Annotated in this window: 15 protein-coding genes; 1 reads left to right on the top strand and 14 read right to left on the bottom strand. The window is 67.9% G+C overall.

Annotation, left to right across the window (positions count from 1 at the left end; translation table 11 throughout):
• Window positions 1–31: 31 nt before the first annotated feature.
• A complete protein-coding gene (locus IG04_RS0119980) occupies window positions 32–808 on the bottom strand; it encodes a cytochrome c biogenesis CcdA family protein (protein WP_030478188.1) in 777 nt (258 codons plus the stop codon).
• 129 nt (window positions 809–937) lie between these two features.
• Here IG04_RS0119980 and IG04_RS0119975 point away from each other — a divergent pair, with 129 nt between their 5' ends.
• Entirely contained in the window at window positions 938–1,927 is a 990-nt protein-coding gene (locus IG04_RS0119975) for a M64 family metallopeptidase (protein WP_030478187.1), read from the top strand.
• Between the two features lie 168 nt (window positions 1,928–2,095).
• Here IG04_RS0119975 and IG04_RS45430 read toward each other — a convergent pair whose 3' ends face one another.
• From IG04_RS45430 to IG04_RS0119910, 13 genes are all read right to left on the bottom strand, one after another.
• Window positions 2,096–2,653 (bottom strand): TlpA family protein disulfide reductase, encoded by a 558-nt coding sequence (locus IG04_RS45430; protein ID WP_084400875.1) that lies wholly within the window; start codon window positions 2,651–2,653, stop codon window positions 2,096–2,098.
• Window positions 2,650–3,279 carry a histidine phosphatase family protein gene (locus IG04_RS0119970; RefSeq protein ID WP_030478186.1) on the bottom strand — a complete coding sequence of 210 codons (630 nt, stop codon included), beginning with the start codon at window positions 3,277–3,279 and terminating at the stop codon, window positions 2,650–2,652. The genes IG04_RS45430 and IG04_RS0119970 overlap by 4 nt, the downstream gene beginning before the upstream one ends.
• Entirely contained in the window at window positions 3,276–4,571 is a 1,296-nt protein-coding gene (hemL, locus tag IG04_RS0119965; RefSeq protein ID WP_030478185.1) for a glutamate-1-semialdehyde 2,1-aminomutase, read from the bottom strand. The genes IG04_RS0119970 and hemL overlap by 4 nt, the downstream gene beginning before the upstream one ends.
• Window positions 4,572–4,582: 11 nt before the next feature.
• On the bottom strand, window positions 4,583–4,939 hold the full coding sequence (locus IG04_RS0119960) for a hypothetical protein (RefSeq protein ID WP_144065183.1): 357 nt from the start codon (window positions 4,937–4,939) through the stop codon (window positions 4,583–4,585).
• Window positions 4,940–4,944: 5 nt separating this feature from the next.
• On the bottom strand, window positions 4,945–5,364 hold the full coding sequence (locus tag IG04_RS0119955) for a DUF3093 family protein (RefSeq protein ID WP_030478183.1): 420 nt from the start codon (window positions 5,362–5,364) through the stop codon (window positions 4,945–4,947).
• Window positions 5,364–6,086, bottom strand: coding sequence for a hypothetical protein (locus IG04_RS0119950; RefSeq protein ID WP_030478182.1), 723 nt, complete (start codon window positions 6,084–6,086; stop codon window positions 5,364–5,366). Before IG04_RS0119950 ends, IG04_RS0119955 begins: the two co-directional genes overlap by 1 nt.
• Window positions 6,083–6,487 carry a hypothetical protein gene (locus IG04_RS0119945; protein ID WP_030478181.1) on the bottom strand — a complete coding sequence of 135 codons (405 nt, stop codon included), beginning with the start codon at window positions 6,485–6,487 and terminating at the stop codon, window positions 6,083–6,085. The genes IG04_RS0119950 and IG04_RS0119945 overlap by 4 nt, the downstream gene beginning before the upstream one ends.
• Window positions 6,484–6,927, bottom strand: coding sequence for a hypothetical protein (locus IG04_RS0119940; protein WP_030478180.1), 444 nt, complete (start codon window positions 6,925–6,927; stop codon window positions 6,484–6,486). Before IG04_RS0119940 ends, IG04_RS0119945 begins: the two co-directional genes overlap by 4 nt.
• A gap of 148 nt (window positions 6,928–7,075) precedes the next feature.
• A complete protein-coding gene (gene hemB / locus IG04_RS0119930) occupies window positions 7,076–8,050 on the bottom strand; it encodes a porphobilinogen synthase (RefSeq protein WP_030478179.1) in 975 nt (324 codons plus the stop codon).
• 75 nt (window positions 8,051–8,125) lie between these two features.
• Window positions 8,126–9,658: a bifunctional uroporphyrinogen-III C-methyltransferase/uroporphyrinogen-III synthase gene (locus IG04_RS0119925; protein WP_030478178.1), complete on the bottom strand. Its 1,533-nt coding sequence runs from the start codon at window positions 9,656–9,658 to the stop codon at window positions 8,126–8,128.
• 18 nt (window positions 9,659–9,676) lie between these two features.
• Window positions 9,677–10,612, bottom strand: a complete 936-nt coding sequence (gene hemC, locus IG04_RS0119920; RefSeq protein WP_030478177.1) for a hydroxymethylbilane synthase — start codon at window positions 10,610–10,612, stop codon at window positions 9,677–9,679.
• Complete coding sequence (locus IG04_RS0119915; protein ID WP_030478176.1) at window positions 10,609–11,925, bottom strand: glutamyl-tRNA reductase; 1,317 nt, start codon at window positions 11,923–11,925, stop codon at window positions 10,609–10,611. The genes hemC and IG04_RS0119915 overlap by 4 nt, the downstream gene beginning before the upstream one ends.
• A 37-nt stretch (window positions 11,926–11,962) precedes the next feature.
• A complete protein-coding gene (locus tag IG04_RS0119910; protein ID WP_036015346.1) occupies window positions 11,963–12,718 on the bottom strand; it encodes a redox-sensing transcriptional repressor Rex in 756 nt (251 codons plus the stop codon).
• Window positions 12,719–12,983 lie beyond the last annotated feature (265 nt).

The raw sequence follows: 12,983 nt of genomic DNA, 5'->3' as shown, positions 1-12,983 counted from the left end.
CCGCGCCACGTGTTGCGGAGGAAGGCGATCACTAGAGCGGCAGCCTCACGACGTCGACGAACGAGTAGCGCAGCCACCCGACGAACTCACCCCAGAGCCCGGTGACCAGCGCGATCCCGACGAGGATCAGCAGCACGCCACCGAAGATCTGCACATGCCGAGCGTGCGTGCGCAGCCACTTCGTCACGCCCAACGCCCAACGCGCACCAAGCGCAAGAACCACGAACGGCAACCCGAGCCCCAGGCAGTACGCAAGCACCAGCACAGCCCCACGCACAGTCGACGACCCGACCTCGGTACTGCGCGCGACAGCAAGCACTCCGGCCAGCGTCGGCCCGAGACAGGGCGTCCACCCAAGCGCGAACACGGCCCCCAGCAAAGGCGCCCCAAGCAACCCGGCACCGGGCTTGGCGTGGAACCGCAGATCCTTCTGCAGCGCCGGAACGAGCCCGAGGAACACCAGTCCCATCAGGATTGTGACGACACCACCGATGCGCTGGAACAGATCAGCGTTGAGGAACAGCGCGTCCGAAGCACCAAGAATGGCCATCGAGGCCAACGCGAAGACAACGGTGAACCCGAGCACGAACAGCAACGAGGCCCCGGCCACCCGCCATCGCCCCTGCCGAGCGGGTTCGTTCGCCTCGACCCGAGGCGCCTCGGCACCGACCAGCCCAGCAAGGTAGGCCAGGTAACCGGGCACAAGCGGCACCACGCACGGCGACGCGAACGAGACAAAACCCGCGAGCAAAGCAACCCCGGTAGCCAGCAGCAACGGCCCGGAGATCGCCAGATCGGTGGGGTTCACAGATCTCAGAGTAGGTAGTTGCCCAGATCACGCGACCACCGGCATGGCTTTGACCCAACACAAGGCTTGGGCCAAAAGTACCGACAATTGCCGCTTGTGGGTGACAACCCGGTTGCTTAGCGTCAGCACATGCAACGTTCCCGGCTGCTCCTCCCAGCGCTGACCATGTCAGCACTGGCACTGTTCGCGCAGGTACCGGCCGGCGGCGCTGCCCCGGCGATGGAATGGCGCGAAGTCTTCAACGAAGACGGCTCCATCACCCAAGCCCTGACCCCGAAGGCCCCAGCCGAGAAGTCCACGGACTTCCGAGCCCTGGCCGCAGCGGACGTGATCCCGGTACAAGTGACCGGCGACTCAACAGACCGCTTCGACCTCGTCTTCGTAGGCGACGGCTACACAACCGAAGACCTGGCAACCTACGCCGCGAACGTGAAGAGCAAGTGGGAAGAACTCTCCGCAGTAGAGCCCTTCGCCACCTACAAGCAGTACTTCAACGTCTGGCAGGTCAACGTAATCTCCGCAGAGTCCGGCGTAGACCACGACCCGACAAAGGGCCTGCTCAAAAACACCGCCCTGGACATGGGCTTCTGGTGCCAGGGCCGCGACGCGAACACAGAACGCCTCCTCTGCGTAAACGAGACCAAGGCAAAAGAATTCGCGGCCTTGGCCCCACAGTCAGACCAGGTGATCGCCCTAGGCAACACCACAAAGTACGGCGGCGCAGGCGGCTCAGTAGCCACAGCCTCAGGCTCGAACGCACAAGCGGGCCAAATCGCAATCCACGAGCTGGGCCACTCAATCGGCGGCCTGGCCGACGAATACGACTACCCGTACGAAAACTACACGGGCACAGAACCACGAGAAATCAACGTGACCAAGGACCCAACCGGCGCCAAGTGGGCCGAATACCTGGGCCAACCTTCCCCAGACGGCGGCGTGATCGCCCCAGTAGAGGGCGCCCGCTACTACAAAACCGGCCTATACCGCCCCACAGGCAACTCGATCATGCGAACCCTGGGCAAACAGTTCAACTCAATCGGCCGAGACGCCATGATCAAGGCCTTCAAGGCCAAAATCCCATCACTAAACGAGCCGGTAACCCCACCGCCAGCCCGGTAGCAACGAGCAGCCATCCCACCCGCGAAGCCGAAGGCGAGCCGTCCTTACCAAACGGGCCAGGCGGTGGGGTCCCATCACGAGTCGCGCCATAGCACTTGCTGCATGCGTGAAGGGGTGTCAACTCGACACGCTTTTCGTCGAGTTGACACCCCTTCACGGCCCCAAAGATCACTCCTTGGCAAGCTCATCCAAAACAGGCTGCAGATCCGAAGCCAACACCGGAACCAAAAACGCAGCCGCCACCTTATGATCCTTATCCACAACAAACGTAGACGGAACGCTATTAGCCGGAACACCCCGAAAAACGTTGATAAAACTCCGGGCAGAAGCATCATAAATAGACGGATAGGTCAAACCCCGGTCCTTCATAAAATCCCGAGGATGATCCTTGGAAGTCTCCTTGACGTCAACCCCGACAACCTGAGTCCCAGCGTCAAAAATCTTCTGCATCTCAGGAGCCTCAGTCCGGCAGGGCCCACACCAGGCCCCCCAAATATTGATCACAACAGGCTTACCCGAGTAATCAGAAAGCCGAACGACCTTCCCATCCTCAAGCAGCGACTCGCCCTCAAGCCCTTTCAGCTCTTTACGCTCACCAACCGGATACCGAATCTCGACCTGCCCCCCAGGAGCAACGAGATAAAAATCCCCAGCCCCAACCTGAGAAGCATCTTTCCCGGTAGTACACCCGGCAAGCAGCAACAAAAGAACCAAAAGCCGCTTCATGCCCCAGTCACCCGAGGATCAGTAGCCCCCACAGGCTCGGAGTAGGCAATCCGAACCAACTGCTCCCCCTCAAAGATCAACGAGGTGAGCGAAGCGAGCGAGCACTCCCGCCGACGGGGGTCGTGCCACATCCGCTTCCCCTCCAAGAACCGCCGCAAGGTCCAAATGGGCAACTGATGCGAAACGCAAACAGCCTCATGCCCCTCAGCAGCGGCCCGAGCCTTCTGCGCCGCACCCATCATCCGGTGAGCGATCTCGATGTAGGGCTCACCCCACGAGGGCCGGAACGGGTTCACGAGCTTGGGCCAATGCTGAGGAGACCGCAAAGCCCCGTCCCCCACAGCGACCTTCAACCCCTCGAACTGGTTGTCGGCCTCGATCAACCGCTCATCGGTGGCCAGCTCGAGCCGATGCGAGTCGGCGATAGGAGAGGCAGTCTGCTGTGCACGGTCCAAAGGGGACGCCACGACGTGCACGATGTCGTGATCGGCCAGGTGCTCGGCCACGGTGAGGGCCTGCTTCTGCCCCCGCTCGGACAGCTTGAAGCCGGGGATGCGGCCGTAGAGGATGCCGGTCGGGTTGTGCACCTCGCCGTGGCGGAGCAGGTGGACGACGGTGCGGGTCACTTGCGGGCCTCCTTGGCGGCACGGGCCGCGTGCGGCAGTGCGTCGGCGATCACGGCGAACTCCTCTTCACCCATGGCGGCGTTGACGAACCACGCTTCGAACGCCGACGGCGGGGCGTAGACGCCTCGCTCCAGCAGGGCGTGGAAGAACGGCGGGAAGCGCCACGTCTCACATGCCTGCGCGCCCGCGTAGTCCTTCACCTCGGTAGAACCGAAGAACACGCTCACCAGGTTCCCAGCGAACTGCACTCGGTGCTCGACTCCTGCCTCGGTCAGCGAGGCCGTGAAGAGCGCGCCGAGGCGCGTGGCGTTGCGGTTCAGTGCCGTGTAGACCTCGTCGTCCGCCGCGCGCAGCGTCGCGAGACCGGCGGCCACCGCGACGGGGTTACCCGACAGCGTGCCCGCCTGGTAGACGGGACCGGAGGGGGCGAGCCGCTCCATCACGTCGGCACGGCCACCGAACGCGGCCGCCGGAAGGCCACCGGACATGACCTTGCCGAACGTGTAGAGGTCGCCGCGCACGCGCTCCAGGCCGAACCAGCCGGCGCGCGAGACGCGGAAGCCGGTCATGACCTCGTCCATGACCAGCAACGCGCCGTCGGCGTCGCAGATCTCGCGCAGGCCCGCGTTGAAGTCGGCACCCGGCGCGACGGCACCCATGTTGCCCGCCGCGGCCTCGGTGATGACGCAGGCGATCTCGCCGGGGTTCTCCGCAAACGCCGCGCGCACGGCCTCGATGTCGTTGTACGGCAGGACGATCGTGTCCTCTGCCTGCGCGCCCGTGACACCGGGCGACGAAGGCAGGCCCAAGGTCGCGACACCGGAGCCGGCCTGGGCCAGCAGCGCGTCGACGTGACCGTGGTAACAACCGGCGAACTTGATGATCTTGCGGCGCTCGGTGAAGCCGCGCGCGAGGCGGATCGCGCTCATCGTGGCCTCGGTGCCCGAGTTGACCAGGCGGACCTGGCGGACCGGCTCGACGCGGTCGATCAGCTCGGCCGCGAGCTCGATCTCACCTTCGGTGGGCGTGCCGAACGACAGCCCGGAGGCAGCGGCCTTCTGCACCGCGGAGACCACGGCCGGATGGGCGTGCCCGAGGATCATCGGGCCCCACGAGGCCACCAGGTCGACGTACCGGTTGCCGTCCGCGTCCCACAGGTGCGGACCCTCGCCGCGCACCATGAAGCGCGGGGTGCCGCCGACGGAGTGGAACGCCCGCACCGGAGAGTTGACCCCGCCGGGGGTCAGCGTCGACGCGCGCTCGAACAGGGCCTGGGATCGACTCGCAGTCACGTACCCCAGTCTCACATGTCGGAGTCGGCGGCTTTCTGCGGCCGGGTGCGCACGGCCAGCAGGACCTGCCTCACCGCGTCCAGAGCGAGGACCACGGCCAGCGTGGCGGCGCCGACGGCGGTGCCCAGCCAGTTGCCGTGGTAGCGCGTGGAGATCAACGGCTCGCGCCCCTCGAACGGGTACTCCAGCCGCACGACGCCGCGGTTCCAGCACCACACGGCGAAGACCACCAGCAGGACGATCACGACGGCCTCACCCGCGGCGATGAGCCACCGCCTGGGCTGGTGCAGGCTCGGACCGGCCGGCGGCGCCTGCTCAGGCTCCTCCACCATGGCGTCCGACTCCTGCTCAGTCACGGCCTCTGTCACGTCGCTCACCTTCTCACGACCCGCCGCAGCGCCGCGAGCAAGGCGTCCGGATCGCGCGCCCACGCCAGCACCACCGAGCCGCCGACCAGCCGCAACGGCACCGCGGTCGTCCCCTTGGGCACCGACCAGCCGCCGCCGAGGACCTTCGCCCCGGTCGGCGCACCGACGTCCTGGCAGGCCTCGATCATCGCAACCGGCAGCTTCTCCCGCCCGAACCGCGCTTCCTCGGCCGTGAGCTCGATGCTGCCGGTCCTGACCCGCCCGTACACCCAGAGCACCGCGCCGAGCGTCAGGCCGAGTCCTGCGACGGCCCACAGCGTCACGGACGCGGGCCCGGTCACGAGCTCGACCAGGTATCCGGCGACGGCGAACGCCGGGCCCCACAGGAGCGGCCACCAGCTGCTGCCGGACTCGCGGTAGAGCACTAGCGGACGAACCTGTTCGACGCCGGCAGGAACTGCAGCACGATGGCCGCGATGGTCAGCCCGATCACGACGATGCAGATCGCCACGCTCGGCTGCCAGACCTGCGAGCCGATCGAGATGAACGTGATCCCGATCATCGACACGATTCCGAGCCCGCCGAGGATCGTGAGCAGGATGCGCGCCCAGTTCTGGCCGTTGCGCAGCACGATCGCGAACGCGACGTACGGCGCGGCCGCGACCAGCATCATGAACCCGAAGATCACCGCCAAGGCCCGCACACCGATCTCGCCCGCCCGGCGGTCCTCCTCCGTGACGACGCTGTCCTGGGTGAGGAAGAAGTCGGCGTTGACGAGCAGCATCACCGGCAGCACGGCGACGGAGAGCACGGCGCCCACGATCCAGATCCACATCGCGGCGTTGATCGTGGCCGGCCGCGCCGGCGGCAGCTCGTGGGACTGCACCGGCGTCATCGGGTAGCTCGCCTGCGCGACCTGGTTCACCTGGTAGTGCCCGCCTGGTGCCGCGGGATAGGGGTTCTGCCAGCCGGCCGGGTTCTGCCACTGGGCGTGGTCGAGAGGCGGTGCCAGCTCGGGGGCCTGCGGCATGGGCAACCCCATGCTGTTCACGGTGGTCACCTCGTACGTCCCGGCCGTCGCGCCCGGCTGGGCCTGCGGGATGTCCGGGCTCGGCTGCCAGGGGTTCGGGTCCTGCGGATTGGTCACTGCTCACGCACCTCCGCCAGCCACTGTGCCGTACGCGCCTGCCACGTGAAGACGATTGCGGCACAGATGAGCAGCAACGTGACCAAGCTCGAAGCGCTGATCCCGACGAACAGGATCCAGATCATGTGCACGATCGCGATGAGCGACAACGCGATCCGCGCCCAGTTCTTCCGCTTCAGGAACAACCGCGTGAGCCACGCGTAGGCCACCACGAAGATCACCGCGACCGCCGTCAGCGTGCCCAGGAAGCTCGTGACCTGCCCGGACGTCCAGCCGGTCAGCCGCTGCACCTCACCGCGCTGGAACCACAGCCCCGCGGTCGTGAAGAGGACGAAGACGGCGATCGCGAGCCACAGGCCGACCGCGATGCGAACGGACCGCGGCGTGTCGTCGTGTTTCACGCCAGTTGCTCGCGCTGGGTCAGGTACTCGGTCGACTGCCGGAAGTAGAACAACACCAGGCCCGACATCGCGATCAGCGCCGGCGTGACAGCCAGCCCGTTGCCGATCATCTGGAAGAACAGGTTCAGCAACACCGTGATCATCAACCCGGTGCGGCTCTTCTTCAGCCCGCCCTTGACCTTGCCCGCGAACCACACCGCGAGCCCTGCCAGCACGACCGAGCCCACCAGCACGGCGACGACGATCGCCGTCGCCGTCGACTCGATCATCTCCGGGGTCAGCTTGTCGTCGGTGGTCGTGGACTTCACTTCGTCGATCAGGAGCTGCTTGTTGGCGAACTGGAACACGGCGGCGAACACCCAGAGGACGGCGCCGGCCACGACGAGCCAGTAGCCCGCGGTGATCGTGCCAGGGGTGCCCGATTCCTTCGGAGACGTCACGGTCGCGAACTTAGGACGGCCGAACCGCGCTGTCCACCGTGACTCGCTTCCTGAAGTGCGCGGACACCCGGTACATCAGCACGGTCGGCACAGCTGTCCGGCCGTGTGGCGTTGGCGGCGTTGATCAGCTTCGGAACGCCCGGCAGGGCTAGCGGTCCAGCCACCGGGCGGCTTCCACTGCCCAGTACGTGAGCACGATGTCCGCGCCGGCGCGGCGGATGGACGTGAGCGACTCGAGGATCGAGCGTTCCCGGTCGATCCAGCCGTTCGCGGCAGCGGCCTCGATCATCGCGTACTCGCCGGAGATCTGGTACGCCGCAACGGGAACGTCCGAGATCTCGGCGACCGCACGCAGCACGTCCAGGTACAGCAGCGCGGGCTTGACCATGACCATGTCCGCGCCCTCGGCGAGGTCCAGCTGCACCTCGCGGATCGCCTCGCGGGCGTTCGCCGGGTCCTGCTGGTAGGTCTTGCGGTCGCCCGCGAGCTGCGACTCGACGGCGTCGCGGAACGGGCCGTAGAACGCCGACGCGTACTTGGCGGAGTAGGCGAGGATGCCGGTGTCGTGCAGGCCCGCCTGGTCCAGTGCGTTGCGGATGAAGGCGATCTGGCCGTCCATCATGCCGCTCGGGCCGACGACGTGGGCACCGGCGCGCGCCTGCGCGACGGCCATCTCGCCGTAGACCTCGAGGGTCGCGTCGTTGTCGACCGTGCCGTCGGCGGCGAGCACGCCGCAGTGGCCGTGGTCGGTGAACTCGTCGAGGCAGCAGTCCGACATGAGAACGGTGCTGTCGCCCAGTTCCGAGCGCAGGTCGCCCAGGGCGGCGTTGAGGATGCCGTCCGGGTCCGTGCCGCCGGAACCGACGGCGTCACGCTCGGCCGGGACGCCGAACAGCATGATGCCGCCGACTCCTGCCTGCACGGCCTCGACCGCGGCCTTCCGCAACGAGTCACGGGAGTGCTGCAGGACGCCCGGCATGCTGCTGATCTCAGCAGGCCCGGCCAGGCCTTCCTTGACGAACATCGGCAGCACGAGCTGCCTCGGGCGTACCTCGGTCTCGGACACAAGGCGGCGCATGGCGGGCGTCGTGCGCAGACGCCTCGGCCGGTGCAGTGGATACATCTGGAGACTCCCTGACGGAAGAGAGTCGAAGGGGCCACCCAAAGGATCTTGAGTGGCCCCGACGGCTTGTTCGGATTAGCTGCGGCGCAGACGCTTGGTCTTGCGCGGAGGAGGCAGCGCTCCCTCGGCGCGCAACCGGGCGGCGTGGGCTGCCAGCGCATCGACCAGCGCGGGCACGTTCGCCTCCTCGGGCTGCACGTCGACCCGGAGGCCGAACTCCCGCGCCGTCTCGGCGGTCTGCGGGCCGATACACGCGACGAGCGTGCGGGCGTGCGGCTTGCCCGCGATGCCGACCAGGTTCCGCACGGTCGACGACGAGGTGAAGCACACCGCGTCGAAGCCACCGGACTTGATCATCTCGCGGGTGTCGGCGGGCGGCGGGGCCGCACGCACGGTGCGGTACGCCGTCACGTCGTCGATCTCCCAGCCACGTTCGCGCAGGCCCGCGGCCAGCGTCTCGGTGGCAATGTCGGCCCGCGGCAGCAGCACGCGGTCGACCGGGTCGAGGATGTCGTCGTAGGGCGGGAAGTCGTTCAGCAGGCCCTCGGACGACTGGTCACCCGACGGCACGAGCTCCGGGATGATGCCGAACGAGCGCACCTTCGCGGCCGTGGCCTCGCCGACACAGGCGATCTTCACGCCGGAGAACGCGCGGGCGTCCAGGCCGAACTCGCGGAACTTCTCCCACACCGCGCGGACGGCGTTGGTCGAGGTGAAGACGACCCACTGGTAGCGGCCGTCGACGAGACCCTTGACCGAGCGCTCCATCTGCGCGGGGCTGCGGGGCGGCTCGACGGAGATCGTCGGCACCTCGACGGCGATAGCGCCGTGTGAGTGCAGACGCTCGCTCATCGCGCCGGCCTGCTCCTTGGTCCTCGGGACCAGCACTCGCCAGCCGTACAGCGCCCGCGACTCCCACCAGGAGAGCTTCGAGCGGTTGGCGGCGGCGGCACCGACCGTGACGACCAGCGGGCCGCCCATCTCACCGGCGTCGGCGGCCACGGCCGCCAGCGTCGTGTCGATGGTGCGCTGCTGGAAGCCGGTGCCTTCGGCGGTGACGGCGACCGGTGTCTGCGGCGCGAGGCCGTTCTCGACCAGGTTCGACGCTGCCTCGGCCAGGTGCGAGCCGGTCGCGTGCAGGACGAGCGTGCCGGGCGCGGCGGCGAGGCCGGCCCAGTCCGTCACCGCGCGGACGTCGACCTCGGTGTGCACGCCACCGAGAGCCACACCCGCGTACGCCGGAACCGCGGTGCCCGCGGGCACACCGGGTACGACGTCGAACGGGATCGTCGACTTCGCGACGGCCTGCGCTTCCTTCACGACCGAGTCGAGCGTCAGCGGGTCACCCGCGACGAGACGGACGACGGTCGCACCGTTGCGCGCCTCGGTCACCAGGTCCTTGGCCACGTCGGCGGCCTCGCCGACAGCGGGGCGGACCTCGACTCCCTCGGGCACGGTCGCGAGGACGTCCGCGGGGACGTCCGGGTCCGTGACCACGAGTTCAGCCCTGGTGAGCAAGTCGTGGGCCCGGACCGTGAGCAGCCCGGTGTCGCCTGGGCCGGAGCCCACGAAGGCGATGCGTCCGGGGGTCTTGCGTGCGCGGGTCATCAGGGCACTCCCCATCGATTACGCCTCTGGACCGCTGAGAACGGCGGCCCCGAGGTCGAGCAACTCGGCGGCCAGCGCACGGCCGAGTCCCTCAGCTTCGGTCAAGTCACCGGTGGCGGACGCACGGAGGAGATCGTTCTCCGGCGTCGCTGCGACCCCGCGCAGGGAAAGTCGATACACGACCTTGCCCTCGTCGTCGAGGTCTTCCACCACATCGGCCAGCGCGCCGACCGGCGCGCTGCAGCCCGCTTCGAGCGCGGCCAGCATGGCGCGCTCAGCGGTCACAGCGGCCCGGCTGGCCGAATCGTCCAAAGTGGACTGGATCAGGTGCTCGGCGTCGACGTCGTCGACCCGGCACTCGACTGCCAACGCACCCTGTGCGGGTGCGGGAAGCATCTGGATGGGCTCCAGGTTCTCGGTGATCTCGCTCGTGCGGCCGAGCCGCGAGATGCCGGCGCGAGCCAGCACCACCGCGTCGAGCTCGCCGTTGCGGACCTTGCCGATGCGCGTGTCCACGTTGCCGCGCAACGGGACGATGTTCAGCCCGAGGCCCAACGCCTCCAGCTGCGCCGCCCGGCGCGGAGATCCGGTGCCCACAGTGGACCCCGACGGCAGCTCACCGAGCGTGAGACCGTCACGCGCCACAAGGGCGTCGCGCGGGTCTTCACGCAGCGGCACGGCCGCGAGCGTCAGCCGGGGGTCCGGCGCGGTCGGCAGGTCCTTGTAGGAGTGGACGGCCACGTCGATCTCGCCGTTCGCGAGCGCGTCACGAAGAGCCGACGTGAAGACGCCGATGCCGATCTGGGCGATGGGCGCGTCGGAGAGGTCGCCCGGCGTCTTGACGACGACGATCTCGACCTGTGCTCCGGCAGCCTTCAGCGCCTCGGCCACGGTCCCCGTCTGCGCGAGCGCCAGTGCGCTGCCTCGGGTACCGATCCGTAGGGTGCGGGTCACCGCGTTTCACCATCCACAGGAGCTTGCTTGGTCTGACTGACAACCCCAGGCGACTGGGGGTCGAGCCCGAACAGTTCGCGGAGAGCCTCCGCGTAGCCGGTGCCACCAGGGGCGGAGGCGAGCTCCTTCACCCGGACGGTCGGCGTGTGCAGGAGCTTGTCTACAACGCGGCGTACCGTCTTGGCCAATTCACCGCGTGTCGCGGCGTCCAGTTCGGGAAGTCGCGAATCAAGACGGAGCAGTTCGGCGTCGACCACCTCGGCTGCCCGCTTGCGCAGGGCCGTGACGGTCGGCGTGACCTCGGCGGACCGCTGGCCCGCGAGGTAGGCCCTCACCTCGTCGCCGACCAACTGGACCGCCAGGCGGGTGTCCTGGCCGGCGGGCGCGTCGGAGAGGCGGCGCTGCAACGTTTCCAGGTCCACCACACGAACGTTCGGCAGCTCGGCGGCGGCCGGGTCGACGTCCTTGGGCAGGCCCAGGTCGCACACGACCAACGGCCGCGAGCGCGTGCTGATCATGTCTGCACGAACGACCGTGTCGACGGACCCGGTGCACGCGAAGACGATGTCCGCGAGGTCGATCTCGACGGCCAGCGCGGCCAGGTCGACGGCCGTCGCGGGGACGCCCTCGGCCTTCAGCGACGTGGCGAGACGCACACCGTTGGCCTGCGTCCGGTTCGCGATGACGACCTCGCCGATGCCCGCCCGGCGCAGGTGGGCGGCGGCCAGGCCGCCCATGGCCCCGGCGCCGACGAGCAGCGCGCGCTTGCCGACGAGGGTGCCCAGCTGGGCCTCGGCGTCACCGAGGGCCTCGGACACGACGGAGGCGCCCGCGTGGTCGATGCCGGTCTCGGTGTGCACCCGCTTGCCGACGCGCAGCGCGTTCTGGGTGAGCTCGTGGACGGTCCTGCCGACGGTGCCCGCCTCGTCCGCCGCCGCGTACGCGCCGCGCAGCTGGCCGAGGATCTGGGACTCGCCGACGACCATCGAGTCGAGGCCCGCCGCGACGGAGAACAGGTGCTCGACGGCAGCGGCGGCGTAATGCACGTAGAAGTGCTCGTAGAGCGCCTGAGGTTCGATCTGCGCGTGCTGCGCCAGCACGTCGACGACCTCGGACATGCCGCCGTGGAACGACTCGACGACGGCGTAGACCTCGACCCTGTTACAGGTCGACAGGACCATCGCCTCGGAGACGCTGGGGGCGGCGAGCAGCTGGCCGAGGACCTTGGGCAGGTTCGGCTCGGCCACGGTGACGCGTTCCAGGACCGGGACTGGTGCGGTGCGGTGCGAAAGCCCGACTACGAGCACGCTCATGCACTCACCACGTCTACCGGAGCCGTCTGGCTCACGCTCACGGGCGAATCACCATCCCGTCCACACCGAGTCCGTTGTTGCCGACCGAGATGCTGGCAGCCTCGTCCGCACGTCGAGCGACGTGGAACGACAGGATCTGCATCTCGACCGCCAAGTCAACCTTGCGCACCTCGACGTTGTCTGGAACCTGAAGGACAACTGGTGCAAAGTTCAGAATGCACTGGACGCCCGCAGATACCAAACGGTCGCAAACCGACTGGGCGGCGGGGGGCGGCGTCGCGATGACGCCGATCGACACCTCGCGCTCCAGGCAGATCGCGGTGATCTCGTCGATGTGGTTGACGGGTATGCCCCCAACAGGGATTCCGACGAGATCGGCGTCCACGTCGAAGAGGGCGGTGACCGGGAAACCACGGCCGGGGAACCCTCCGTAGTTCGCGAGAGCGTGACCAAGGTTACCGATGCCGACGACGGCCACGGAGTGGTTGCGGGTGAGGCCGAGGATGCGCTCGATGTGGCTCACGAGGACCTCGACGTCGTACCCGACGCCCCTCGTGCCGTAGCTGCCGATGTAGCTCAGGTCCTTGCGGAGCTTGGCCGCGTTGACGCCGGCCGCCTGGCTCAGTTCCTCGCTGGAGACCGCCGTCACGCCACTCTCGGCCATGCCGGACAACACGCGGAGGTACACGGCGAGCCGGGCCACGGCGGCCTCGGGGATCGCGCGGGCGCGCTCCTTGTCGGCAGCCTCCAGAGGGGTGCTGGTCGTCTCACCTTCGCCCCGCTGCGAAACCACGCTCTCCGACCTCCGGGTGTGCTTCACCGCAGGACCTGCGGCGTTGGTGATGCACACACCGTACCGCTTGTGAACGCATGCACAAAGTCGGTGATCGGGTGGCACAGCACCGGTGACAGGGCGTGACCAGCGCTTCCTCGGTTCATGATCACTACGGGGTGAGCCTCTAGTTGTACTTGGCCAATACGTTGGTGACGGTGTGTCGGCTTGATCATGGGTGAGGCCTCCGGGTGCGGTGGTGATTGCGAAGTCAGTCACCACAACC

Origin of the sequence: Lentzea albidocapillata (assembly GCF_000719115.1) — a bacterium.
In the GTDB taxonomy this organism is placed as follows: Bacteria; Actinomycetota; Actinomycetes; order Mycobacteriales; family Pseudonocardiaceae; genus Lentzea; species Lentzea albidocapillata.
The sequence above is the reverse complement of the archived record's forward strand: the minus strand, read 5'-3'. Positions and strand labels throughout refer to the sequence as shown.